The organism is Achromobacter aegrifaciens (genome assembly GCF_902859735.1).
GTDB classification, from domain to species: Bacteria; Pseudomonadota; Gammaproteobacteria; order Burkholderiales; family Burkholderiaceae_B; genus Achromobacter; species Achromobacter aegrifaciens.
Genome location: NZ_CADIJY010000005.1, coordinates 419,755 through 444,813 on the forward strand (window position 1 = coordinate 419,755; position 25,059 = coordinate 444,813).

Below are 25,059 nucleotides of genomic sequence, written 5' to 3' on the forward strand. Positions count from 1 at the left end.
TAGCGCGGATAATAAGATCGGAGATTCGCCAGATGCAAGTCGGCACTGAAAGACAAGCGGGATCCGAACTACACGCCTGGCGTCAATTTCTGGCGCGCAGCACCCTCTGGCTAGGTGTTTTGCTGCTGGGCAGCGCCGCGGTTTGCTGGGTTGCCGCCAATTGGCAGGACATGACAAAAGTGCAGCGCTTCGCCGGCGTTCAGGGCCTTCTGGCGGTTTGCGCGCTGGCCGCTGCCTGGACCGGATTGCGCCTGCGGGCCAGTCCAGGGGTGCGGCGCACCATACCGGGCGCCCTGCTCGCCCTGGCTGGCATCCTCCTGGGAGCGCTGCTCGCATTACTAGGCCAAACTTACCAGACTGGCGCCGATACCTGGGAACTGTTCGCCTGGTGGGCGTTGCTGCTGCTGCCCTGGGCGCTGGCCGCCGGCAGCCAGGCCGTCTGGCTGCTGTGGGCGCTGGTGCTGAACGTGGCCGTGGCCTTGTGGCTGGGCGAGCGCGTGTTTTCCTGGATGCTGATATTGGGCGGCCCGGGCGTGCCCGGCCTGATGATGGCCGGCCTGAACCTGCTGCTGCTGCTGGGCTGGGAGCTGGCTGCCCGCCGCTGGCGCGCCAGCACCCTGGTCGGTCCGCGGGTCCTGGCTGCCCTGGCGATCAGCGTGCTGGTGCTGACCCAGATGCTTGGCGACTTCCTGGGCCGCGGCCTGGGCCTCTATAACGGCATCGCCTGGGTCGCGGTGACCCTGGGCCTGGGCTTCTATTATCAGAAGGGCCGGCGCGACCTGATCATCCTGGCCATGTTGGCTGCCGGTGTCATTTGCGTGTCGTTGCGGGTGGCGGGCGAATGGCTGCTGCGCCTGGAGCCCGGTGTCTGGGCCGCGCTGCCGCTGGCGGCGCTGCTCATGGCCGAGGCCGTCTGGGCCGCGCGCTGGCTGCGGCGCCTGGCGGGCGATCCGCAGGCGGCCGTCGCGGCGAGCGCGGACGCGGAGCCGGCCGCCGCCTCGGCCGGCAACTCGGTGGACCCGGCGGACAGCGGGGCGCCCGTGGCGCAGCTGGCGGCCGCTCCGGCGCCTCAGTCGGATCCGCCCTGGTACGTGCAGTGCCTGCTGGGCCTGAGCGCCTGGTTGGCGACCTTGCTGCTACTGGTGTTCATTGCCTTCTCGGGCTTTATCACCACGGAAGGCGGCGCACTGGTGGCCGGGCTGGTGCTGTGCGCGGCCGGCGTGGCGGTGCTGCGCAGCGACGCCGGTCCGTTCTGGCGCCAGTGCGGCACGGCCATGGCTTTCGCCGGGCAGATCCTGATCATCTTCGGGCTGTCCAGTTCGACCTCGTTCGCCAGCGCCTGCGTCTTCGTGCTGCTGATGGCGGCCACGGTCTACGCGGTGGGGCCCGACGTCATCCTGCGTTTTCTCAGCGGCCTGCTGATCGCGGCGGCGGGCGCGGGCCTGATCTGGCGCGTGTTGTCGCCCGACCTGGGGCAAGAGGACCTGCTGGACGCCTGGATGGCGTTCGACGCCCTGCGCGCCACTTTCCTGTGGCTGCCCATTGCCGTGACCGGGGCCTGGGCCACGGCCGTCATCTTTACCGTCAGCCATCGCCTGGGCGGCAAGCGCGCCCATGCCCTGCAGCCGCTGGGCTGGGCCTTCCTGCTGTCGGTGCAAGGCATGGTGTGGCTGGCCAGCGGCATCTCCATCAAGCAGTTGCCCGCCATGTGGCAGCTGAATCCGCATACGGCCGTGCTGGTCGCGGCCGGCGCGCTGCTGCCCGTGGCGGCGGCCTTCGCGGTGCTCTGGCCGCGCCGCCACATGCTGACGGCGGGCGTCACCTGGGGCGTGCCCATCGGCCTGCTGATCCTGGCGCTGTTCTGGCTGCCCAGCCCCGGCGTGGGCTTCGCGCTGGCCTGGCTGCTGCTGGGCTTCGGCTTGAACCAGTCACGCGTGGTGGTGTTCGGCGTGATCAGCCTGTTGGCGTATCTGGGCGTCTATTACTACCAATTGGACGTGGCGCTGCTGCAAAAAGCCTTGTGGCTGGGCGGCGCCGCGCTGCTGCTGTTCGTGCTGCGCGCCCTGGTCTGGCTGGTGCCGCGCCTGATGCGCACCATTGCGCCCAAGCAGCGCGGGGCTCTGCCGCCGGTATCGGCGCCCTTGCGCTGGCGCACGCTGGCCATCCTGGGCGGCCTGGTGCTGGTGCTGGCGGTCACCAACGGCGGCATCTGGCAGCGTGAAAAACTGCTGGCGTCGGGCAAGGTGGTCATCCTGGAACTGGCGCCGGTGGATCCCCGTTCGCTCATGCAGGGCGACTACATGGCGCTGAACTTCGCGGCCAGCCGGGAAGTCACGCGCCTGCGGCTGGGCGGCGAGCGTCCCGAAGCCGAGGACTCCGTCATGGGTTACGAGCCGGACGGCTATGTAATGTTGCAGACCGACGCGCGCGGCGTCGGGCAGCCGCTACGCATCCAGCCCGACACGCACCCGCATACCGATGCCGAAGTGCCGCTGCGCTACCGCATCCGCGACAACAGCGTGCGCATCGTGACCAACGCCTATTTCTTCCCGGAAGGCCAGGCCGAGCGCTATCAGGTCGCCAAGTACGGCGAGCTGCGCGTGGCGGAAAACGGCGAGGCCCTGCTCGTCCGGATGCTGGACCAGGACCTCAAGCCGCTGTAGCGGCGGGCAGCGGGAAACGCCGCGCCCATTGCGCGGTGGCTTCCCGCAGGAAATGGCCGCGGTCCGCGGCATCGATGGGGTCGAAGCCCAAGGCTCGCCAGGCGGCCATCAGCGCCGCCAGGGGCGCCCCGGTGTCGATGGGCGGGGCGCCGTTCTGCTTGGACAGTTTCAGGCCGCTGGAAGCGTCCAGGATCAGCGGTACGTGCAGGTAGCGCACGGGCGGCAGCCCAAGCAGCCGGCCCAGCACGCGCTGGCGCGCGGTGGAACTGAGCAGGTCCGCGCCACGCACCACATCGGTCACGCCTTGCGCGGCGTCGTCCACCACCACCGCCAATTGGTAGGCCCACAGGCCGTCGGCCCGCCGCAGGGCGATGTCGCCCACGGCTTGCGCCACGTTTTGTTCCTGCGGCCCCAGCCAACGGTCAACGAAATGTTCCACGCCTTCCGGCATGACCACGCGCCAGGCGCGGGCCTCGCGGCCTGGTGGCAAGCCGTGGCGGCAGGTGCCGGGATACGGCCGCTCGCCGTCGGCGCCGGGCACGGTCTGGCCGCGCAGCGCCGAATCGGCGATTTCGCGTCGCGTGCAGCCGCAGCCGTAGATCAGCCCGCGCGCGGCCAGCGAGTCGAAGACGGCTTGATAGGCGTCGCCGCGGCGCGACTGCCACATGATGTCGCCGTCCCAATCCAGGCCCAGCGCGCTCAATTGGCCCATGATGACCTCGGCAGCGCCGGGCACCGTGCGCGGCGTGTCCACGTCTTCGATGCGCAGCAGCCAGCGCCCGCCATGGGCGCGCGCGTCCAGCCAGCTGGCCAGCGCGGCAACCAGCGAGCCCGCATGCAGCGGGCCGCTGGGACTGGGGGCGAAGCGGCCGACGTAATTCACGATGGGACGCCCGCGCGGCCATGCGCGCGGGTAAGGAGTAACGGCATCAAGCGACGCGGATGCCGTTCAATGCAGCAAGCGCGTGCCGTCTTCGTCCAGCAGCTCTTCCAGGACCAGGTTGTCGATCTCGGCTTCCTGGCTCCAGAGAACCATGAGGGCGATGATCTTGATCTTGGACAGCGGCACGGGCGTTTCCGGCGACGCCAGGCCCCGGTCGATGACGATTTCGCGCAGCGGCGCGGGCAGCACGCCAGCCGATTCCAGGAAGGCGATGAAGCCGATGGATTCGGTACCGAGCTGCTGGTATTCGTTGTCGGTGTAGATCCGGGTGCCGGTGGCGGGGGCCTGGGCGAGATCGACGCAGCGTTCGGTGGTTTCGGCCAGGCCGTACAGCCAGCCCAGGGCGTCGTCGATGTCTTCGTGCTCGAAACCGGCGGCGGCAAGCCGCTTTGCGAGCACGTCCGCCGCAGGACAGGCTTGCGGCGTGTAGTAATTCTCGTACAGATAAACCAGGATATCGAACATATGGCGCAGTTTTGTGCCTGTTTGCACAGTCGGCCCGCATATCGGCAGACCAGCAAACATGAATTTTACTTTACGCTGATTTATAGGGGTGGGCAACCGGCCGGAGGGTGGAATGTTGTATGAAGTCACCTTGCCTCAAAACGCGCACATTTTTACCCTAAATGCTGCCAATATTCATGATTCGAGGCAAAAAGGGGCAGACCGATAAGGTCCGCCCCTTTTTGTTTTCGGGTGGCTGATCAGGCCGCTTTGGGCGCGTTTTCCAGCTTGAGCTGAGCGATCTGGCGCATGAACACCGGGATGCAGATTGCCAGCCCGATCAGGCCGCTGGTCAGGCCCGGCAGGATGGTCAGCAAGGCGCCGATGGTGCACAGCCAGCGCTCCCAGCTCTTCATGCCCACCAGCATGTAACGCGAGAACGCCGCCGACAGCAGTACCAGGCCGACCATGCAGCCGAACAGCGTCACGAAGAAGTCATACCAGGTGAAGCCCTGCACCGAGATCAGCAGCGACGGCGAAAACACGAACACGAAGGGCACGATGAGCTTGGTGATGCCCAGCCTGAAGGCGGTGTTGCCGGTCTTGAATGGATCGCTGCCCGCCATGCCCGCCGCCGCATAGGCCGCCAGCGCCACGGGCGGTGTAATGTCCGCCAGGATGCCGAAATAGAACACGAAGAAGTGCGCCGCGATGGGCTGCACGCCCAGCTGCACCAGCGTGGGGGCGGCCACCGCCACCATGATCAGGTAGTTCGCCGTGGTGGGGATGCCGCAGCCCATCAGGATGCAAACCAGGCCGGTCATGATGAGCGCGGCGATCAGCGTGAGCGTCTGGGTATTGGCGATGGCATCGGGGATGACCGTTGCCGCGCCGCCGGCGATCGCCTGGGCCGCCGAGATGACGATGTACGAGATCTTGAAGCCCACGCCTGTCAGCGTGACCACGCCGATCACGATACCCACGGTACCCGCCGCGGCGCCCACTGCCAGCGCGTACTTGGCGCCGGTCTCGAAGGCTTCGTACAGGTCGCGCAGGCGCAGCCGCTGGAATGGATTCAGCAGGCCCACAATGATGCAGCCGGTAATGCCCGCGAACGCCGCCAGGTAAGGCGTGCGGCCGCTGGCCAGCACGCCGATCAGCAGGATCAGCGGGATCAGGGTGGGCCAGCGCATCTTGAACGACTGCTTGAGCTTGGGCATTTCTGCTTCGGTCAGCCCGCGCAGACCTTCGCGCTTGGCCTCGAAGTGCACCTGCATGAACATGCCGAAGAAATACAGGAAAGCCGGGAAAATGCCCGCGATCGCGATCTGCTGGTACGGAATGCCCAGGAATTCGATCATCAGGAAGGCCGCCGCGCCCATGATGGGCGGCGTGATCTGCCCGCCTGTGCTGCTGGCGGCTTCCACACCGGCCGCGAAGTGCCGCGGGTAGCCGATGCGGATCATGGCCGGGATGGTCAGCGAACCCACCGTCACCGCATTGGCGACCGAGGAACCCGACAGCATGCCGAACATGGCCGAGCCGAACACCGACACCTTGGCCGGCCCGCCGGCATAGCGGCCGGCGATGGTGGAAGCGACGTCCAGGAACAGCTGGCCCAGGCCGATACGGGTGGCCAGCACGCCGAACAGCACGAAGTGGAACACATAGGTCGCCACCACGCCCACCGCCACGCCGTACACGCCCTGGCTGGTCAGGTACATGTGGTTGACGATCTGGGGCCAGGTGTTGCCCGCGTGTTGCAGCAGTCCGGGGAAATACGGACCGAACATGGCGTAGGCCATGAACACCAGCGCGATGATGGGCAGCGGCCAGCCCATGGCGCGCCGCGTGGCTTCCAACAGGCCGATCAGCAGGATCGAGCCCATGAACACGTCTATGGGCAGCGGATTGCCCACGCGGAAGGCCAGGTCCTCGAAGATATAGGGGATGTACAGCACCGACAGGGCCAGTGCGATCGCGATGATCCAGTCGTACAGCGGAATGCCGCCGGGCGCGTACCAGGTGGACTTGGGCTCGCGCGTGTAGTGCGACTTGGAAAAGCCGAACACCAGGAAGATCAGGCTGAGCACGAAAGCCAGATGCACCCCGCGGTGCGTGGCTTCGCGCAGCAGGCCGAAGCCGGCCGTGTAGTAGTGGAAGATGGAGAGCGTTACCAGCAGGCCGGAGACGATCCAGGTCGCCGTCTTGTCCAGCGGCCGGAAGCGGATTTCCGAATCGTACTTCTCCGCCAGCTGCTGGGTTTTTTCGTGATCAATTTCCATCGCAGTAATTCTCTGGGTGATTCAGCAAGCAGGGCCGCTCGTGGCGGCCCTACTCAAGCGCGGCGCATTGCGCCGCGGACATGCACTGCCATCCCTGCGCCCCATGGCCGCGCGGCACGCTAGTCGCATGACCTCGTCGCCACTGATCGGGGCCGCGTGGATCCGGCTCCGCCGGTCCACTGCGGCGCCCCTGGGGGAAGCGCCGAAGGCGCTCGGGGGGGCCTACTTCAGCAGCCCGATTTCCTTGTAGAACTTTTCAGCGCCCGGGTGGAACGGAATGCCGGCGCCCTTGACCGCGTTGTCGCGGGTGATGAGCTTGCCCTTGGCGTGGCCGTTGTCCAGGGTCTTGCGGGTGGCGTCGCTGTACAGCGCCTTGGTGACGTCGTACACCACCTGCTCCGGCAGCTTGGCCGAGGTGACCATCTGGGCGTTGACCGAAATCGTCTTCACTTCACCCACGTTCTGGTAGGTGTTGGCGGCAATGGTGTCCGGCGTGAAGAATTCCTGCTTGGCGCGCAGCGCGTCGATCTCCGGGCCAACCAAGGGCACGATCTCGATGCCGGCGCCGCTGGACGCCAGTTCCGCGATGGCGCCTGCGGGGGCGCCGCCCACGAAGAAGAAGGCGTCCAGCCCGCCATCCTTGAGCTTGTCGCCGGCTTGGTTGGGCTTCAGGTATTCGGCCTTGATGTCCTTGTCGGTCATGCCGTAGGCGCCCAGGATCAGACGCACGTCCACCAGGGTGCCGGAACCCGGCTCATCCATCGACACGCGCTTGCCCTTCAGGTCGGCCACGCTCTTGATGCCTGCGCCCTTGCGGGCCACCAGGTGGATGCTTTCCGGGTACAGCGTGGCGATCAGGCGCAGGTCTTGCGCCTTGGGCTTGCCTTCGAAGGTGCCGGTGCCGCTATAGGCCCAGAAAGCGACGTCGGACTGCGTGAAGCCCGCTTCGAAGGAACCGCCCAGAATGCCGTTGATGTTGGCCACCGACCCGTTGGAGGCGACCGCCGTGGCGACCAGCTTGCCGGGTTGGGACACCGCGTTGGCGATGATGCCGCCGATGGGGTAGTAGGTGCCGGCCGTGCCGCCCGTGCCGATGCGGAAGAATTGTTGCGCTTGCGCGGTGCCGGCGGCGCCGACTGCGGCGGCCGCGATGGTCAGGGCGGTGATCCAGGTCTTGAGTTTCATGCGAGCTTCTCCGAATTCTTGCTGACGGGTATCAGTAATGTGATTTCTGCCGATGGGCGAATTCCCCCGGCAAAATCTGCCTCCCCTCGGGGGCTTTCTTTATGATGAAATTCTGTCATGCCCGTCCCCTGTAGCCAATGATTACAGGGCTATGGTTTTCCAGGGGGTCGCATCGCCCAAGGTTATGGGCGGTCCCGCTTTGGTTATGGTGTGCGCTTACATCCCAGCAGTGCTGATAACGGAGTTTCCAATATGTCCCAGGAAGTCATACGCGGCATTGCGCTGCCCCCCGCCGCCCAGCCGGGCGATCCCCTCGCCCGCGTCGATACCCCCAGCCTGGCGCTGGACCTGACCGCCTTCGAAGCCAACCTGCGCGCCATGCAGGCCTGGGCCGACCGCCACGAAGTCGCCCTGCGGCCGCACGCCAAGGCCCACAAGTGCCCGCAGATCGCGCTGCGGCAGGTGGCATTGGGCGCGCGCGGCATCTGCTGCCAGAAGGTCAGCGAAGCCCTGCCCTTCGTGGCCGCCGGCATCCGCGACGTCCACATCAGCAACGAAGTCGTCGGCCCGGCCAAGATGGCGTTGCTGGGCCAGCTGGCGCGCGCGGCCAAGATCAGCGTCTGCGTCGACAACGCCCAGAACCTGGCGCAGCTGTCCGCCGCCATGGTGCAGGCCGGCGCCCAGATCGACGTGCTGGTGGAAGTGGACGTGGGCCAGGGCCGCTGCGGCGTGTCCGACGACGCCACCGTCCTGGCGCTGGCGCAGCAGGCGCGCGCGCTGCCAGGCCTGAATTTCGCGGGCCTGCAGGCCTATCACGGGTCGGTGCAGCACTACCGCACCCGCGAAGAACGCGCCACCGTCTCCCGCCAGGCCGCGCGCATCGCCGCGTCCTACGCGCAGCTGCTCCGTGAAAGCGGCATCGCCTGCGACACCATCACCGGCGGCGGCACCGGCAGCGCGGAGTTCGACGCCGCCAGCGGCGTCTATACAGAACTGCAGGCCGGCTCCTATGCCTTCATGGACGGCGACTATGGCGCCAACGAATGGGGTGGCCCGCTCAATTTCCAGAACAGCCTGTTCCTGCTGTCCACCGTGATGAGCACGCCCACGCCCGACCGCGTGGTGCTGGACGCCGGCCTCAAATCGGCCTCCGCCGAATGCGGCCCGCCCGCCGTCTATGGCGAATCCGGCCTGACCTGCACCGCCATCAACGACGAGCACAGCGTGGTGCGCGTCGAACCCGGCGCCACGGCGCCCGCGCTGGGCAGCGTGCTGCGCCTGGTGCCCGCGCACGTGGACCCCACCTTCAACCTGCACGACGGCCTGGTGGTATTCAAGGACGGCGTGGTGCAGGACATCTGGGAAATCTCCGCGCGCGGTTTCTCGCGCTGAATCGTGATGCAGCAGCCCGTCTCCTTCGATTGGAAGATTCCCCTGTCCGACGTGCTGGACACGCTCAGGCAAATCTATTCGACCCGCCACCCGGCGCTTGCATCCGCGCGCCTGGACCTGCTTCGGTCCGTCATGAGCGACGACCGGGCCGACGACTTCCTGCCGGCGCTGGGCCAGGAGCTGGAGTCGTTGGGGCTGGCGCTCATCGAGCAGCGCGAAGAGGATGACGCGATTCGTCTGCTGATCGTGCCGCAGGCCGAGGCAGACAATCTCAAGACGCACATACAGGCGCGGGGTTGGGAGGCCGTTGCACATCGCCAGGAAGGGGCCGCGGCTGGCGCCCAGGCGGCCCTGCCCAAGCCGGCTTCGGGCCCGCTGTGCGGCGCCGAGGACTATCTGGACATTCCCTACGCCGTAGCGGTGGCTCCGGGATGGGCCTGCGCCGCAATGGAGGACTGGGAAGGCCCGATGCTCACCGACCTGCGTGCATGGCCGGCATTGCGCGCGATTGACGGCAAGTTTCCGGCGCGGCGCGGGCTGCTCGCCTCCTGCGTAAGCCTCAGCGGGGTACATGCCTGGATCGAACAGGGTCCGGACGGACTGTCCAGCACGCCTTATGCGCGTCTGCTGCATTCCGGCCAGGTCGAGCTGCCTTCTTCAAACCGGCCCGGCATGCCCCTGCCGCCGCGCGCCGCGCAAGTGCAACGCCGGACGCCGGAATTCAGCCTGGGGTTTGCGGGCGATGATCTGCTGCTGGTGGACCGTGGCATGGTTTTTCTTTATCCCGCCTACGGACGCCAGGAAGGGGACTGCGCCGCGGAGCCGACGCTGCTGCACACGGCGCCCGCGCAACGCCGTCCCGTCAGTGACAGGTCCGCCGTCATTCTTACGCCCGACGGCCGTACCTGCGTGCTGTGCCGCGGCCAACTGCTGGAGTTTCGCGAAGGGCGGCTGCATCCCTTGCCGCTCTCTTATGCCGTGCCATTGTCGGGCGACATCTCGCATCCCGTGGCCTTGGGCGACAGTGCCATTGCGTGGCTGGAGGACGACATGCTTTGCCATGCAGGCCTGGATGCCGGCGCCGTTCATCAACACGAAGTGGGGCATCTGCCTGCCGGCGGCATGACGCTGCAAGCGCTGCAGGGCGGCTGGCTGTTGCTGGGCCACTGGCATGCGCCGCATCGAAGCATGGACCTGGGCCAGCTCTGGCATCCGGCGTCGGGCCAGTTGCTTCGAATCCGCCATGGTGCGCTGGACCTGGATGGCGGGATACAACAGTGGGTCGGCCTGCCAGGCGGCGAGGTCGTGGCGGGCGGTCAGACGCGCTACGCGCGGCTAGGCCGTTTCGACGCCCTGCTGGGCCGCCTGGACGCAAAAGCGCCATAGGACGCAACGCGTAAGCGCAAAAAGGCCGGCGCGCCTTCAGCGCGCCAGCCGTCCAGGCAGGCTACCGGTTCAGGACTTACTGGGCTTTCTGCTGGATCTTCTCCCCGCCACGTTCGATGTCCTTGCCGGCGCCTTCCATCGTGTTGCAACCGGCCGTGATGGCGGTGATTGCCAGCAGCAGCGCAAGCCAGATTCGATGCGTCATTTTTTTCTCCTTTCGGCGTTCATGGGCGTAGCGGGTCATGCCGACAGGCAGCCGCGCTATTTCTTGTTCAGCAAGTCTCGTGCCTGATCCTTGGCTTCGCCCACGTTGCGCTGCACCTTGCCCACGGTTTTCTCCGCTTTCCCTTCGGCTTCGGTCTCGCGGTTGCCGGTCAGCTTGCCTGCCGTTTCCTTGATCGAGCCTTTGACTTCCTTGGCTGCGCCCTTGATGCGGTCGTTATCCATGTTGTCGCTCCTAATTCCAGGTTGCGTGAAACCGCGCTGGAGAGGCCTGTGAAGCCTGGCTCCGGCTGCGGACGAACCCACTATAGGAAGCGCATGGCACGCGCGTAAGAAGCGCGCGCATCAGATCGACTGGTACTTTTCTACCGAATCTTGTGGACCCGTTTTTGAGCCTGCTTGTCAGGCGCTTTCTGCGCCTGCTTGCGCGCCGGCTTTTCATATCCCACGATGCCGCGTTGCCGCGCCCAGATGATGGCGGCGCTGCGCCGGTGCACGTCCAGCTTGCTGTATAGCGCCGCCACATGATTGCGCACCGTGTTGCGCGACAAGTGCAGGCTGGCCGCGATCTCCGGATCCGTGTGGCCCTGGCACATCAGGCCCAGGATCTCGCGTTCGCGCGGCGTCAGGTCGGCCAGTTCGCCTTGCCCCTGCGGCGCGCCCTGGGGCGTGCGGATCTGCGCCAGTTTCTCGATGACGGTGCGGCTGAACCACGAGGTGTCCTGCATCACCGTCTCGATCGCCTCCATCAGTTCCACCTCGTTGCGCTTGCGTTCGGTGATGTCCTGGATCGCGGCCAGCACGCAGGGCTGGTCCTGGATCGACACCGGCGCGGCCGACACCAGGCAGTCCAGCAGTGCGCCGTCGCGCGTGCGCAACGCCATTTCCTGGCTGCGCACGCTGGCGCCCTGCTCAAGCGAGGCCATGGCGCGGTCATAGGCCTGCGGGTCCGTCCATAGTTGCGCCAGCGCATCCTCGTCGCGCGCCAAAGTCTTGGCATCGTAGCCGGTGGTCGCAACGAAGGCATCGTTGACCTCCAGCAGCTTGCCTTCCGTGGTGCTCAGCGTCATGGGCACGGGCGCCAGACGGAACGCCGTGGCGAAGCGTTGTTCGCTATCGCGCAGCGCCGTCTCGGCCTTGCGGCGCGGCTCCAGGTCGTTGAAGGTGAATAGCATGCAGGGCTGCTCCGCGACTTCGATGGGCTGGCCCGCCACGATCACCAGCTTGCTGCCGCCGCCCTGCACCGCGATGATGGTTTCCGTCTGCGGAATCGTCGTCCCTTCCGCCAGCCGGTGCAGCGCATCCTCGCGTTGCGGCGTATCGCCCAGCACGTCCAGCTGGCGCAGCGTCTTGCCCAGCACCTGTTCGCGCGTGTAGCCCGTCATCGCCAGAAAACCGTCATTGACCTTGATGTGCCGCAGATCCGCCAGCGAGCAGATCACGGCCGGCGCGGGGTTGGCGTTGAAGGTGCGTTCGAAACGCTCTTCCGCGCTATAGCGTTCGGTCACGTCCAGCAGCACCAGCACCATGCCTTCGGCAGCGCCCTGCGCATCGCGCAGCTCCAGATTTCGTACCTGATGCATGCGGCTGAAGTCCGGATCGCGGCGGCTGGTCACTTCCACCACCACGTCCTTGTAGGTCTCGCCCGCCAGCGCGCGGTCCAGCGGATACTGCGCCGCGCGCAGCGCGCGGTGATTGCGGTAGCGCAGCACAAACGCCTTGCGGTAGCCGGCGGCGGTGCCGCCCAGCGCGGCCAGATCCGTCACGCCATGCATGGCCAACGCAGTGTCGTTGGCCCAGACGATGCGCCGGTCCTGGTCCAGCAGGATGATGCCTTCGATCAGGCCGTCGATGATTTCCAGCAGATGGCGGCGCTCCGTAGTGAACGCCGTGGCAGTCTTCTTCATTCCGGCTCCTGGTTGAGCAAGAGATAAGAAGAAAGTACTAGATAAAGTCGTCCTGCGTGATCTGGGCGAGCGCGAACCTGGCTTCTATCGTGGACTTGCACGATACGCGTGCCGCTGCGCGTGAGCGCTACACGTGAATCTTCAGGAGACATCCATGAACACGAACCAGAAGCCCGGTGATCCCGCCAACCAGACCGGCATCGATCCGTCCCAGCGTCCCGGACAGGAGCCGGGCGGTGCGCCCGAAAAGCAGGCTCCCGGCCGGGTACCGGGCCAGCCCGGCCCCGATGATACTGATCCGGGCCGCATGCCGCCGGAAGTGCCCGGCAACCCCGGACAGCCCGCAGAAAAGCCCAGGCAGCCTGGCGAGCCCGGACGGCCGGGCCAGCCGGGTGATCCGGCCTAAGCCGCCATAGCTTTACCTCAGCCCTTCATGCAAACCGCCCCGGCGATGCGGGGCGGTTTGCTGGGAGCATGACGTCTTGCGCGTCCGTCAGTCGACCTGAGCGCCCGACTGCTTCACCGCCTCGCCCCACTTCTTCACTTCGCCGGCAATGAAAGTGCCGGTCGCATCAGGCGTCAGCGGCATCGGCTCTGCGCCGCGGTCGCGGAAGAACTTCTGCATGTCCGGCGAATTCAGCACCTGGCCGATCTGCTTGCTCAGATAACCCGTCACCTCTGCCGGCGTATCGCGCGGCGCCAACACCGCCGCCCAGCCGATCGCCTCGAAACCCGGATACCCCGATTCCGCCACGGTCGGCACGTCCGGCAGCTGCGGCAGCCGCTTGGCCGTCGTCACCGCCAGCGCCACCGCCTTCTTGCTCTGCACATGTGGCAGGCCGGCAGTCACCGAGTCCACCATCAACGGCACCTGATGCCCCAGGAAATCCGCCTGCGCCGGGCCGCTGCCCTTGTACGGAATGTGGCGGATGTCGATGTTCGCCGCCGCCTTGAACATCTCGGCCGACAAATGCTGCGTGCCGCCGATACCCGCGCTGGCATAGGCCAGCTCGCCCGGATTGGCGCGCGCCTGCGTCACCAACTGCTTGAGCGAGGTAATGCCCGAAGCCGGCGTCGCCAGGAACATCAGCGGCACCGAGAAAACCCCCGACACCGGCGCGAAATCCTTGGTCAGGCTGTAATTGATGGTCTTGTACAGCGTCTGGTTAACTGCCGCGGCAGAGCCCGCGATCACCAGCGTATAGCCGTCCGGCGTCGCGCGCGCCGCCTGCTCCATCCCGATATTGCTGCCCGCGCCCGCGCGGTTCTCCACCACGATGGGCTGCTTCACGGCTGCGCCCAGCTTTTCGGCCAGCGCGCGCGCAAAGATGTCGGTCGCCTGTCCGGGCGGGAACGGCACGATCAGGCGGATGGGGCGCTCGGGATAATCGGCATGCGCGGTCGCCGTGGCCGCCGCCAGCGCCAGGCCGGCGGCAAGACTGGAAAGAATACGTTTCATGATTGGTCAGTAAAAAGCGACAAAGGGCTGCGCGCGGGGGCGCGCCTGTTGCATAAAATAGAGCGCCCGCGTTGTCTGCCCTTTTGAGGCGGCCCGGGGCGGATCGGCTGGGGGTACGTCACAATAGCATCCCCCCGTCGGTGCTAAATTCGCCTATTGGCATCGTCCAATTACTTTCTCACCCCCTGTTCTCTCATTCCGCAGGAACCGCCATGGAATTCAGCCAGTTCAAGACCAACGCCCTCATGGAGATCACCTCCCGCCCGGACCTCGTGTTCGTGCGCGGCCAGGGATCCTGGCTGGAGGATCACGCGGGCAAGCGATACCTGGACTTCGTCCAGGGCTGGGCCGTCAACACCCTGGGCCACAGCGCCCCGGAAATGCAGAAAGCCCTGCTTGACCAGTCCAAGCTGCTGATGAACCCCTCGCCGGCGTTCTACAACCTGCCCTCCATCGAACTGGCCGAGCGCCTCACCGGCGCCTCGGTCTTCGACCGCGTCTTCTTCGCCAACAGCGGCGGCGAAGCCAACGAAGGCGCCATCAAGCTGGCGCGCAAATGGGGCCAGGTGAACAAGAACGGCGCCTACAAGATCATCACCATGAACCACGGCTTCCACGGCCGCACGCTGGCCACCATGTCCGCGTCCGGCAAGCCGGGCTGGGACAAGATGTTCGCCCCGCAGGTCGAAGGCTTCCCCAAGGCCGAAATCAACGACCTGGAATCCGTGCGCAAGCTGATCGACGACCAAACCGTCGCCATCATGCTCGAACCCGTCCAAGGCGAAGCCGGCGTCATCCCGGCCACCAAGGAATTCATGCAAGGCCTGCGCAAGCTGGCCGACGAGCACAAGCTCTTGTTCATCGTTGATGAAGTGCAGACGGGCATGGGGCGTACGGGCACCATGTTCGCTTACCAGCAATCGGATGTCGTGCCGGACATCATGACGCTGGCCAAGGGTATTGGCGGCGGCGTGCCGCTGGCTGCATTGCTGGCTCGTCAGGAAGTGTGCGTGTTCTCGCATGGTGACCAGGGTGGTACGTACAACGGCAATCCGTTGATGGCTGCTGTTGGCGTCGCTGTGTTTGATGCTCTGGCTGCGCCGGGGTTCATGGAATCGGTCAATGCTCGCGCTAAGCAGCTGTCCGAAGGCCTGCTGGCTCTGTCGGCCAAGTGGGGCATGAAGGGTGAGCGTGGCATGGGTCTGCTGCGTGCGTTGGTGATGGATCGTGATGATGGTCCTGCCATCGTTGAAGCTGCGCGGAATCTGGCGCCTAACGGCTTGCTGCTGAATGCGCCGCGCGGAAACCTGCTGCGCTTCATGCCGGCCTTGAATGTGACGGCTGAGGAAATCGATACGATGCTGGCGCAGTTGGATGGCTTGATTGCGCAGGTGCGCAAGGCGTAATTGAAGCGATACGTTAAGCAGTAACGATGAGGGCCGCGATTAGCGGCCCTTTTCTTTGGTATGTCCATGAATGCAGGACGTGGACTATCATCAACCGGCATTCATGTGTGTACATCGCAGTATCGACCCATTGTTGAACTAGCCAGATATTGGAGGTTTCCATGAGCGGTTACTACGAGTTGAAGCGCAGCGGCGATCAGTACATGTTCAATCTGAAAGCTGGGAATCATGAAGTCATTTTGACGAGCGAGCGGTACACCACCAAAGCTAGCGCTCAGGATGGAATTGCATCCGTTCGACAGAATTCGCCGATCGATGAGCGCTATCAGCGCAAGACGGCCACCAACGGTTCGCCTTATTTCTCGTTGAGCGCGGCGAATGGGCAGTCCATTGGACGCAGTGAAATGTATTCGAGCGCCGCGGCTCGGGACGCGGGGATTGCGTCTGTGAAGACCAATGGGCCAAGCACTGTGGTGAAAGACAATACCTGAGTGGTTGGGGGTGTAAGCCCTGATTCACATCTATCGGTGTCGGGACTAGAGAGCCGCAATGTTTGCGGCTCTTGTTCCACTGGTTTGCATCAGTGCGGCCGCCCGGCCTCGACCCATTGTTGGACTAGGTCCATCGACAAGCGATAGCGCGCGCAGTTGTACACATCCAGTATGCGCAGTTCTTGCGCCAGTATCGGGCGGAATAACTGGACATCGTCTTCGGACATGCCCAGCATCGCCGTCGCGGCCTCGGCCGTTTGCTGCTCATGCAGCACCCGGCCAATCGCTTCGTTCAGTTTTTCCCGGAATCGGAATCGCACCGGATCCGGCACGCCCGCAGCGTTGAGTTGCACGGCGTACTTGCGGATCGAGCGCCGATAGGCCCAGGCGAACAGCTCCGCCGTCAGCGTCACGTCGCCGTATTCATAGACCCCCAACATGGCGTAGACGTAGTCCTGTACCTCTACGTCCAGGAAGGACAGCGGCGCGCAGTTGTAAAGCATCAGTGGAATGTTGGCCGCCAGGCGGCTGGTCCGCTTGTTACCGTCTTCGAACGGCTGAAGATAGGCCAGGTTCACCCACAGAAAGAATGCCGCCTCGACTGGGTTCTTGATAAGCCGCGCTTTCTCCACAATCTGGTCGGACATTTCCTGCAGCAACAAGGGCGCCTGGAGCGGCACGTAAGTCGTGTCCCCGATGTTGACCACGATCTGGCGGATGCGGCCCAGGCCGTCGGTATTGGCCAATAGTTCCTCCAGCAGGATCGCGTGAAGGTTGCCGATCACGGCGGACGTCAGGCCATGTGCGGGCACCGCATCGACCAGGAACTCCATGGCCCTCTTATGGTTGAGCAGCATCACTGCATCCAGATCATCCCCAGCCATTCCGTGCTTGAAGAGTTCCTGCGTGGCCAACAAGGAATACCGGTTGCCCTCCAGTCGAGAGGATGACCAGGACAGGTCGAGCAGCAGCGGCTCCAGTACGCGACGCGCGTAAGTCCCGGCTGGCGACTGACCTGGCATGCGGCCTTCGTCTGCCAAGTCTTGAGCCAGCGAAGGCGGCAACAGGGAGCTCTGGTTTGGCACATAGCTTTCCACGAAGGCGCGTTCGTATCCCACGGGCGTCCGGGCGGATAACGGCTGCCGGAGTCGGGCCAGCAGGGATTGACCACGCTCAGACCAGATCATCCCGACGGCCTCGGACGCCGGCTCCGCCAGCCGCGTGGCAATGGTCGTCGGGAGTGTCGATGCGGTTGTTTCGTCCGCAATCCGGTAACGGGTTGCTCGACCCTGGCCCTCGCGCAGCACCAATCCGGCCTTGCGCAGGTTTTCCAATTGGCGCTTCACCGTGGACCAACTGACGCCGGTTCGGTAGGCCAGTTCGCTGGAACTCACCCAGGGCAGGTTCTCATGCTGCTGGGCGCGCAGAAACTGAAGAATGTCTTCGCGGACGGTCATGGCAAGAGCCGGAGATGTTAAATCAGCTCAATTTAGCAGTAATCAGCTCAAGAAATGAGCTGATTTGGTCTGATTTTGAGCTGATTCCCAATCCGTCCGTCCGAGGAAATCGATTGCCACGATTTCGTCATTCACCATCAACGCCAAAACGAGTGCTTCGTCGTCAACAGAGATGATTACGGCATTCTGAGGTGGTTTATCGGGGTACGGTTGGCCCGATACGTCACCACGGTGGCCCAACTGCTGTAGCGGTGATGGAGCGCACTTGTATGCGCGCATCACTCCGCCCATGTACCAAGCATTCAGCGAGCCGGCGGAAAATTGTAGTCTGACACCATTATTTTGTACGACACACGCCAGCGATCGCTAATGACCGCTTTCGGCCAAAAACGGTCATTGGAGCTCGGAGTGAAGAATGTCCGACGTCAAGTTCCAATCCGGAAGTGATGTAGGATTTTTCATCAGTCGTTGCCGTAGTCGGGTTCGTACTCAATCTCGACCTCTTTGGTTTCAATGAATTCCTCATTGATCCCGGCAGCATTCACCGCGGCATCCCCGACGAGTGACAGGCCGCAGGTAGGGCAAAAGAATTCAGATGGTGAAAAGCCTCTTTCTATAATTTCATAACCATAATCGGCTTCGTCCTGGTCTTCGGCTTTGTCTTCCCATGTCATGTCGCCTGCCGCCGCTCCCCAAGTCTTGCAGGAGGGGCACTCGTGACGCCAGATTTGTGAGTACAGGTAGTGAAAATCTTTGTGATCGACTGGTCGTTGCAGTGTCTGTGCCTTAAAGAGCTTGAATTTGTCGCGGCCCAGCTTCCCGCTCTCGGTCTTCTTGAACTCGGAGGAGTGATGGATCACCCGTTGTTTCGCCGCGTTGATTTCAGCCTGGCGGTGAGCCTTCAAGAGAGCTTTGGGGGCTTTGGAATCGGCCCCCAGCCACTCTTGCAGGTCCATGTCCATGCTTTTGAGGATGAGGTCTGCGGCGTTCCAAAAGTCGCCCTCCCACGCCTCAAACGGCATGGCAGCACAGGCGGCCTCTCCTGAATGCAGCTCCGCATTCCTGCGGTCAGCCAGCTTCTTGCATCCCTCCATCACGGGCGTCGAAAAGTGCGGCACAGTATGGTTGAGTCTCGCGTAGGCCACCGAAGCATTGATGGTGCGCACCCTCGTGCTGGTGTGTATGCCGCAGGCCTCTAGAAGACTATTGGTGTTTTCGGCTTCCACCACGAGCGAGGGGTGAATGCCCGAGAGCTGCGCCTTAGCCAGAAGCTCCAATGCGCCCGCTGCCCAAAGCTGGCACTCGGTGTCCATGCCAGATTGCTTGGCGTCCACACTGCGCTTGGCCATGAGCCTGGACTTGGCGAGCAGCGTTTCGTGAGCGACCGCAACGGGCGGCGGAAGCCTCTTGCCCTTCTTCGAGATTTTGAAGAAATCCATCTTGGTATTGCTGCTCATGTAGCGCCTCCCATGACGCTGACCCGATACAGGGTGCGATTGATATATGCGGTGGCGTCTGCTCTCCGGTGGAGCATCTTCCAGTTGTCGATCACCAGCACGGCCCCCGGTGTCCATTGATGAACGTGGGTGGGCGCCAGGGTGCGGTTCAAGAGTTGCTGCATCAGGGCCTTGGCACGCGCTGTTGTGCCATGCATGCAGCCTGGGTCAAAGCGCACAAAGGGAGCTCCCTTGACTTTGATCGTTGCGTAGAACGACTGGGCTCCTGTGCGGAACAAGAAGGGCTCTGCAAGCGCTTCCTCGTAAAGGTCTGTGGGGACCAAGGTGGAGGCGTCCAAGAGCTCGGTGTCTGCAGTTCTCGCGGGACACTCGTGCATCCCCATCACTAGGTAGCGCGCGGGCTCAACGCGATGGCTCATGTCCATGTGCCACGGCTGCTGACCAGTTCCCGACATCCGGCTCAAAGAGTGCGGGTGCGCCATGTCAGCTAGCTTTGGCGTTAGCCTATCCACGAGACGTCGGGTGCGGGTTGTAATTGGAGTCCCGAGAAATTGTCCGAGGGACAGCACAGCCTGCTCAAAGACGTCTGCATCATCCGCCATGTGTTGGGTGGCAACCCAGCCGCACTCTTTCAGCATCCTGCATTCATTCGGGTTGAGTGGCTGATTTGTCGGTGCCATTCGATCGGATTAGCTGCGCTTCTGTCGAGTTAAGCTGTGTTTTACCGCACTTTGACTGACGCAGATTCGCTCTGCTTTCGCTTCATACAGCGGGTTTTTGATTTGGTAGGGGGTCTTTTGGAAACAAAACCATCGTCGGTCTTGCACACGATTGCAGAGCATTTTCATAGAGATGCAAATGATTTTGCGGCTCGATTTGATGCACTTTGGGAACATGATCACTTATACACAAGATGGGGCGGGTGCCCGGCAGAATGCCAGCCAAGAACAGCCAGAGCTGTACCAAGCGGAATAGAGTTCAGGGCAGTTCTTTAGTTTGCTCGCGTTGAGCGACGCTAGCGAGACACTGCTCGATGAACTCAAGCTCCTGCCCAAGCTCGGCGGCGCGCTTTTCCAGAGCTTTCAACGCGGCTTGGTGCTCCTCCTGCACGTCTGCTGGCGCTTTAGCGAGCCCCGCCAACTTCCTCTGGCTTCTCTCAATTTTCTCGTTAAGTTCGGCAAGGTATTTTTGCCCGGACTCCTTCTTCCTCATCGGAAAGAGCTGGCACTCCAGAAAGCGGATGGCATCGTAGATTCTCAACACCTCACCGCTGGTTTTCGAGTGCACGAAGTTCAGGCTGCCCTCGTCGAAGGCGTGATGCTCCTGGTTCTGACCACCCCAGTTGACCAAGTCATTTTTGATGAAATTGAAGTACGACAGGTCGTAGTTAATGAAAGGCTCCACCAACGAGAAAGTATGCTCCAGGCTGACCTGCAAGTACATGCTCTTCTTAAGCTGCGACTTGTTGAAGTTGGCCGTGACTCTAACGCGGTTTTCGATGCAAAACTCAAGCACTATGGATTCGAACCAGATGCGGCAATAAAGCAACGCCTGGCGGACGTCGAAGACCGACAACGCCAGATAGACTTTCTTCTGGAAGCCACCCGCATAATCAATCACCACAATGCCCTTATTCGTGTAGCTGAGCACATGACTGGCGTGCTGATCGCACTGAGGGTGACGGTCCGCGATGTTGCAGAATCGCTCCCAGAAGAGGCGGTCATGGGTGGTTACTACCATTTGGATGCGGCGTAAGTAGGCATCGCTGAAGAAGAGATCGATGATGTTTGATCGATGATCTGTATCGATGGCGTTGACCACGTCATCGAACACGATGAGCGGGAAATTGTTTTTCTCAGCCATCGCCAGGAGGATCGACAAACCCAACGTTCTCAGATGCCCTTCACTGAGCACAGCAAACGCATCGAGCGATGATCCGTCTAGGTTGGTGATCTTGATCCGGTAGCTTTCAGCCTGACGTTCGAAGCGCAACGACGTGATTTGCTCATGGTCATCGTCGTGGTTGTTGATAGCTCGATAGTACTCGGCAGCTTTGGCTTCGATCCCGATGATTCGCGCTTTTTCCAGCTCCAGCTTGTAATCGAGCAAATTGCGATAGAGTGTTCGATACTCTGTCTCCAGATCCTCGAGCAGCTGGTTGAAGCGGCTGTTGTCCACTGCATCGTTCAGCAATGCCACTTTCTGCTTTACCAGGTCTGCCATCTGATCGTTGGCGACTTTGAACTCGCGTTCCGCTATTTTTTTGCCGTCGAACTGCAGCTTCAGCGATTCATCTATTTCTTTCAACTGCATCACCCGCGCGTCGAGTCGGGCTGCCTGGGCCGCTGCATGACCGACCTCCCGACGCTTGCGCTCGCAGGCAATTAAGTAGACCTCCATCTGATCTGCACTTCGGGCGCAAAGATCCAGAAACGAGTCGAGGACGGCGGGTGCCACTTCCGAACGATCGGTAGTGGCATGGAACTTTGCAAGCACCTCATCCAACGCGCACATATTCAACGTGCAGGGAACGTCGGCATGCTCGTTGTTCTTCACCCCGCTGATTCCCGTGGCGACTTTCGAAGCCCAGAGCACAATCCGGGCGTCGTTTCGCAGCTTAGATTGTTTGAGGGACTCCAGTGCACACAGTGCTTTGATCTGCAGTCGCGCCCTCTCGAACGGTCTAACTACCACTTGATCGAGGGGAGTCAGGCATGCAGGACAGGTTTCACCGACCTGTAAATGCTCGATTGCTTCTAATGCCTCAAAGAAGGCGCGATAATCGACGTCGCTGGCCCTCTGCAAAAATGCCGCTTCGATATTGGCTCTTCGGTGAAGCAAACGCTGAGCGACGGCACAGATGCGCTTCACCTGCTTCAGCGGGATAGCGAGCGGGGCCCTGGAGGCGCGCAGGCGCTCGGCACCACGAATGTGCATTTCTATTGTGTCTCGCAGCCGCAAGACCTTTCGTCGAACATCGAAGTCCTGGTTGGGCCTCAGCCCCAGCAGCCTACAACTCTCGGATATCGATTTTTGGAGGTCTGCCCTATGCTTACGTCGCAGTTGGCTCAGGCTGACGCGGGTGCGTTCCAATAGGTCCAGTGCGCCGGCTCGATCCGCACGCACAAAGGCCTTAAGCGAAAAGCTTTCAGGCCGAACGAATCTAGAAATGACCTCCTGGAGCTCTTCCAAGCCGAACAAGGTGGCTAGGACATCCCTCTCTGCACTGCCAGTATCCTTGGAGCCCAATAGCGAAAATTCTTGAAGGCGATTGCGGTCGATGAAGCAGCCCGACCAGCTGATGCTCCGTTTAACTTGTAGCCGGTCTGTTCCCATGAGCATTAGCTTGGGCTTGGTCTCTCCTCGTGCGATGTACTGAGTGACCTTGGTCTTGCGCCTGGCCGCTTCTTTGATATCGCCGGTGGTACCAATTTCCAACGCCTCGCACAGCGATGATTTGCCGCCGCCATTGGGTGCGTAGAAGATGTTTTTGAGCTTGCTGAAGCGAATGAAGGTGCCAGTGTCGTCAGGGCCAATTTCTCCGAAGCCTCGGAAACTTTTCACGCGAAGGTAGTCCAAAGTACCGAGGCCGGACGGCGGTATACGATCCAGTTCCGGCCTACTGTCGAGCACCTTTTTGAAGCGTGCGGCCATCCGTTGGTAGTTGCGACCCAGTAACTGGTCAGCTGCCACGGTGATATGTGCTTTGATATGGTCGGAATAGCGGCCCTTGTCCTGGTTGGCCTGGTACATACACCAGAGCAACGCAAGGTATGCGTCAGTGCGCCCTTCAAGATTCTGCCTTGCAAAACTCAAAAGGTACTGGCTCATTACACCTCCTCCGTGATGCGCATGATCGTATTCAGACTGAGAGCAGAAAACTTTTACCCCAATTCAAGTGTCGAGGCCTTCGCAATTGTTGCAATCTGCCGATCTGAATCTGGTGCGTCATCTGGTTCAGCTCGGCTTATGCACATCAAAAATCTACCGACCACGCCCCATCTCATCATAATCAAGGACACGAACACCGTAGATGCAGCCTGCAAGAGCGAAAGGGGCATACTCTGTGATGCGCGCCGGAGCGCAACGGAGGGCACCAACAGCGAAACTGTTGGCGTCAGCTTAACCAACCGGTTAGGCTGGTGACAGATGCTTGAGCGATTGCGTTACTCACGGCGTTGCGTTTGCTGTATGAATTTAAGCCTCACCGCGGGTGAATGCTTTCGACAACTTCAATGCCCAGCATATTCTTGAGTGGCTTCAGTCTTGCGGGGAGCGCGCACCCCAAAACGAGGACAGCACGAACATCGCGCTCTGCACCAGCCGCCTGGGCCTGAGCCTCCATCACGGCCCGGTACTTGACGCACTGAAACAGTCCTCGCTGAATGTCCAGCTCCGAAGAGATATGTGACTTAACTTCAGCACCCAACCAAAGCCGGCGATGCTGAAAGGAAACGTCCAATGCGTCTCCCGATAAGAGGCACTCCTCCATTGTTCCGTGCGGAGCCATTTCTGGTAAGCCAACGATTGCTGGATTAGCCGCCACATATGCTTTAAGCCGCTTGTGCTCCGGTCCTTCACCGCCACCGCCGAAATTCGGAAGCGCCTGCACTGCAATGCCAGCATGACGTCGCAAACCCACTTCTTCGAGAACTTCAGTCCAGTAGGGGTAGCCGAAGACTCCGGCCAATTCCGCCTTTACCACTGCGCGCTTTTTATCCGCAGGGAGAGACGTATAGTTGTTCTTCTTCACCAAGAACCATCCAATGCCCTCGCCGGGTAGGCCGGTGTTTCCATTCACCACTACGCACTGAATCGGAGGCACCTTCTCCTTCCACTTCCGAGAAAGACCCTCCATCGTCCGGCCCACACTGCCGAGCACGTAATTCAAGTTCCTTGGGTTCGGCATCCCAAGTTCGAAAGCAAGGTCCGAGTACGTGATGGTGTTCCTGGCCTCAGCCTGCCGAACCAGTAGAGGCAGAGCTTCACGAGCACGAACCTGATAAAGCTTGTCGCCAGCTATTGGGGCCGATACGAGCGCAGTTGCCATTCTTGTTCTCTTGTCGATGAGGACTAACGATTGAATTCAGCGGCTGCCGTAGGCTGTCCGCTGTGGTAGCAAAGGTGTCAGACTGCATTTCTCCGAGATCGCGGCCGCGACAGCAGCGAGGGCTAGGCTCTCTCTTCCGCGTTGAACTACAAATCGGCGAACGGCATGCAATCCAGCAGGGTACGTAGCTGAACCTCCCACTCTTCGGCGTCCTTGATGTCGGTAGTCGGATCCTCACCGAGATCCTGCCAAGCCTTGCTTAGCTCAAGACCACCAAAAGTCCCGCAGCCGCCATACCGGAAGAAGTTCACGTGACGCAAGAACGCTCGTCGAGGGGGCTGTACGAGATGATGTTAACAGTTGTATCACGTTTTCTTAGGACTGCAGCAGGTATGCGCTGACGGTGCTCAGCTTAGAAATGGCTGGTCTATCTGACGGGAAAGCCCATTGAATAGCTTCGGTGATTGCAGTCGCGTTTAGCCTAGTGGAATCTTGGCCGCCACTTGGCTATCAGGCCCCGCATGCCGCAGCGCTTTGTAACCTGTGGGAGGGGAATACGAAGGGAACGCCGCTTAGCAGACATTCCTAAACGGACGTGGAGTGACCGCAACGGGTCGAAAGCGGACATTCTGCCGTGATATGAACATCGCCTTCTCGTAGCGAATTTGTCTCCCAGCCCAATTCGCATTCCCCCTTACCGTATACTCGCTCTACTACCGCACCACCGGTAGCCCGGTTTGGAAGCCGGCAATGTCTTTGGCGGACAGCCGCCGCTCAGGCGGCATTTTCACGTCCGTGCGCCTCTGCACGTCCCTATGGGTGGGCCTTGGCGAGGGTGCGTTCGCGCACGCCGGTTTCCAAAGACGCCGGTCTTCCAACCTTGCCATGTGCCCGCCCACCCCATTTGGAAGTGGGGAGCAGGTCTAACTTGTCTTTGGAGCCTGTCATGCAATCCCACCCCCTCACCCAAAACCCCTGGTCCGTCGAATCCGACCCCGAACTCGGCCCAGTCCCCCTCGCCCATCTCCACCACATAGACCGAGCCCGCCACGCCATCGAGGCCATCGCCCGCATGGTCGGCAACAGCGCATCCGAACCCGACGCAACTGGCGGGCAGCCGTTAGACGCGTGGACGGTGGCGGCATTGATGGGCGGAGTGGAAGGCTTGTGCGATCACCTGGGCACCTTGACCGATGCCATGCTGGCGCAGGCGCGCTTTTGCGAAGCGGATGCGGATCTTGGCGACGTCACGCACGGCGCACCGTCGTCGATCCAGTAGCCAAACCTAGCAGCCAGAGGGCGGCGCTCGCGC

Annotated in this window: 21 protein-coding genes; 7 read left to right on the forward strand and 14 right to left on the reverse strand. The window is 62.3% G+C overall.

All coding sequences use genetic code 11. The features are described 5' to 3' along the window. The first annotated feature begins 32 nt into the window (after positions 1–32). A complete protein-coding gene (locus tag HV766_RS18060; RefSeq protein WP_175181620.1) occupies positions 33–2,663 on the forward strand; it encodes a GDYXXLXY domain-containing protein in 2,631 nt (876 codons plus the stop codon). On the opposite strand, the gene gluQRS is transcribed toward HV766_RS18060, so the two are convergent. The 4 genes from gluQRS to HV766_RS18080 form a co-directional block, all read right to left on the reverse strand. Then, positions 2,650–3,546: a tRNA glutamyl-Q(34) synthetase GluQRS gene (gene gluQRS, locus HV766_RS18065; protein ID WP_175181621.1), complete on the reverse strand. Its 897-nt coding sequence runs from the start codon at positions 3,544–3,546 to the stop codon at positions 2,650–2,652. The genes HV766_RS18060 and gluQRS overlap by 14 nt on opposite strands. 66 nt (positions 3,547–3,612) lie before the next feature. Next, the gene (locus HV766_RS18070) at positions 3,613–4,071 is read right to left on the reverse strand and encodes a Smg family protein (RefSeq protein ID WP_042795808.1); all 459 of its coding nucleotides are present in this window, start codon (positions 4,069–4,071) and stop codon (positions 3,613–3,615) included. Positions 4,072–4,310: 239 nt separating this feature from the next. Then, the gene (locus HV766_RS18075) at positions 4,311–6,335 is read right to left on the reverse strand and encodes a TRAP transporter permease (protein ID WP_054455701.1); all 2,025 of its coding nucleotides are present in this window, start codon (positions 6,333–6,335) and stop codon (positions 4,311–4,313) included. Between the two features lie 222 nt (positions 6,336–6,557). Then, the gene (locus HV766_RS18080) at positions 6,558–7,520 is read right to left on the reverse strand and encodes a TAXI family TRAP transporter solute-binding subunit (protein ID WP_054455699.1); all 963 of its coding nucleotides are present in this window, start codon (positions 7,518–7,520) and stop codon (positions 6,558–6,560) included. Between the two features lie 252 nt (positions 7,521–7,772). On the opposite strand from HV766_RS18080, the gene HV766_RS18085 reads away from it, so the two are divergent. Both HV766_RS18085 and HV766_RS18090 read left to right on the forward strand, forming a co-directional pair. Further along, complete coding sequence (locus HV766_RS18085; RefSeq protein ID WP_054455697.1) at positions 7,773–8,912, forward strand: DSD1 family PLP-dependent enzyme; 1,140 nt, start codon at positions 7,773–7,775, stop codon at positions 8,910–8,912. A gap of 6 nt (positions 8,913–8,918) precedes the next feature. Beyond that, positions 8,919–10,298, forward strand: coding sequence for a DUF6630 family protein (locus HV766_RS18090; protein WP_254593333.1), 1,380 nt, complete (start codon positions 8,919–8,921; stop codon positions 10,296–10,298). A gap of 76 nt (positions 10,299–10,374) precedes the next feature. On the opposite strand, the gene HV766_RS18095 is transcribed toward HV766_RS18090, so the two are convergent. The 3 genes from HV766_RS18095 to HV766_RS18105 form a co-directional block, all read right to left on the reverse strand. Beyond that, the gene (locus tag HV766_RS18095; RefSeq protein ID WP_013390837.1) at positions 10,375–10,503 is read right to left on the reverse strand and encodes an entericidin A/B family lipoprotein; all 129 of its coding nucleotides are present in this window, start codon (positions 10,501–10,503) and stop codon (positions 10,375–10,377) included. 56 nt (positions 10,504–10,559) lie between these two features. Then, complete coding sequence (locus HV766_RS18100) at positions 10,560–10,745, reverse strand: CsbD family protein (protein WP_013390838.1); 186 nt, start codon at positions 10,743–10,745, stop codon at positions 10,560–10,562. A gap of 140 nt (positions 10,746–10,885) precedes the next feature. Next, positions 10,886–12,427, reverse strand: a complete 1,542-nt coding sequence (locus tag HV766_RS18105) for a helix-turn-helix transcriptional regulator (protein WP_175181623.1) — start codon at positions 12,425–12,427, stop codon at positions 10,886–10,888. 154 nt (positions 12,428–12,581) lie between these two features. On the opposite strand from HV766_RS18105, the gene HV766_RS18110 reads away from it, so the two are divergent. Continuing rightward, positions 12,582–12,833 (forward strand): hypothetical protein, encoded by a 252-nt coding sequence (locus HV766_RS18110; RefSeq protein WP_175181624.1) that lies wholly within the window; start codon positions 12,582–12,584, stop codon positions 12,831–12,833. Positions 12,834–12,920: 87 nt separating this feature from the next. Here the strand turns inward: HV766_RS18110 and HV766_RS18115 are convergent, their stop codons facing one another. Further along, positions 12,921–13,886: a Bug family tripartite tricarboxylate transporter substrate binding protein gene (locus HV766_RS18115; RefSeq protein ID WP_175181625.1), complete on the reverse strand. Its 966-nt coding sequence runs from the start codon at positions 13,884–13,886 to the stop codon at positions 12,921–12,923. A gap of 212 nt (positions 13,887–14,098) precedes the next feature. Between HV766_RS18115 and HV766_RS18120 the strand changes: the two genes are divergently transcribed. Beyond that, positions 14,099–15,292 carry an acetylornithine transaminase gene (locus tag HV766_RS18120; RefSeq protein WP_175181626.1) on the forward strand — a complete coding sequence of 398 codons (1,194 nt, stop codon included), beginning with the start codon at positions 14,099–14,101 and terminating at the stop codon, positions 15,290–15,292. Between the two features lie 161 nt (positions 15,293–15,453). Further along, complete coding sequence (locus tag HV766_RS18125) at positions 15,454–15,783, forward strand: YegP family protein (protein ID WP_088143618.1); 330 nt, start codon at positions 15,454–15,456, stop codon at positions 15,781–15,783. 89 nt (positions 15,784–15,872) lie between these two features. On the opposite strand, the gene HV766_RS18130 is transcribed toward HV766_RS18125, so the two are convergent. From HV766_RS18130 to HV766_RS18155, 6 genes are all read right to left on the reverse strand, one after another. Beyond that, positions 15,873–17,240 (reverse strand): Fic family protein, encoded by a 1,368-nt coding sequence (locus HV766_RS18130; RefSeq protein WP_175181627.1) that lies wholly within the window; start codon positions 17,238–17,240, stop codon positions 15,873–15,875. 461 nt (positions 17,241–17,701) lie between these two features. Then, entirely contained in the window at positions 17,702–18,697 is a 996-nt protein-coding gene (locus HV766_RS18135; protein ID WP_054438619.1) for a hypothetical protein, read from the reverse strand. Further along, complete coding sequence (locus HV766_RS18140) at positions 18,694–19,035, reverse strand: TauD/TfdA family dioxygenase (protein WP_159070651.1); 342 nt, start codon at positions 19,033–19,035, stop codon at positions 18,694–18,696. The genes HV766_RS18135 and HV766_RS18140 overlap by 4 nt, the downstream gene beginning before the upstream one ends. Positions 19,036–19,675: 640 nt before the next feature. Next, positions 19,676–22,528 (reverse strand): AAA family ATPase, encoded by a 2,853-nt coding sequence (locus tag HV766_RS18145; protein WP_175181628.1) that lies wholly within the window; start codon positions 22,526–22,528, stop codon positions 19,676–19,678. 373 nt (positions 22,529–22,901) lie between these two features. Next, positions 22,902–23,747, reverse strand: a complete 846-nt coding sequence (locus HV766_RS18150; protein WP_054438611.1) for a hypothetical protein — start codon at positions 23,745–23,747, stop codon at positions 22,902–22,904. A 146-nt stretch (positions 23,748–23,893) separates the two neighbouring features. After that, positions 23,894–24,067: a hypothetical protein gene (locus HV766_RS18155; protein WP_175181629.1), complete on the reverse strand. Its 174-nt coding sequence runs from the start codon at positions 24,065–24,067 to the stop codon at positions 23,894–23,896. 626 nt (positions 24,068–24,693) lie between these two features. On the opposite strand from HV766_RS18155, the gene HV766_RS18160 reads away from it, so the two are divergent. Then, on the forward strand, positions 24,694–25,026 hold the full coding sequence (locus HV766_RS18160; protein WP_175181630.1) for a hypothetical protein: 333 nt from the start codon (positions 24,694–24,696) through the stop codon (positions 25,024–25,026). The last annotated feature ends 33 nt before the right edge of the window (positions 25,027–25,059 follow it).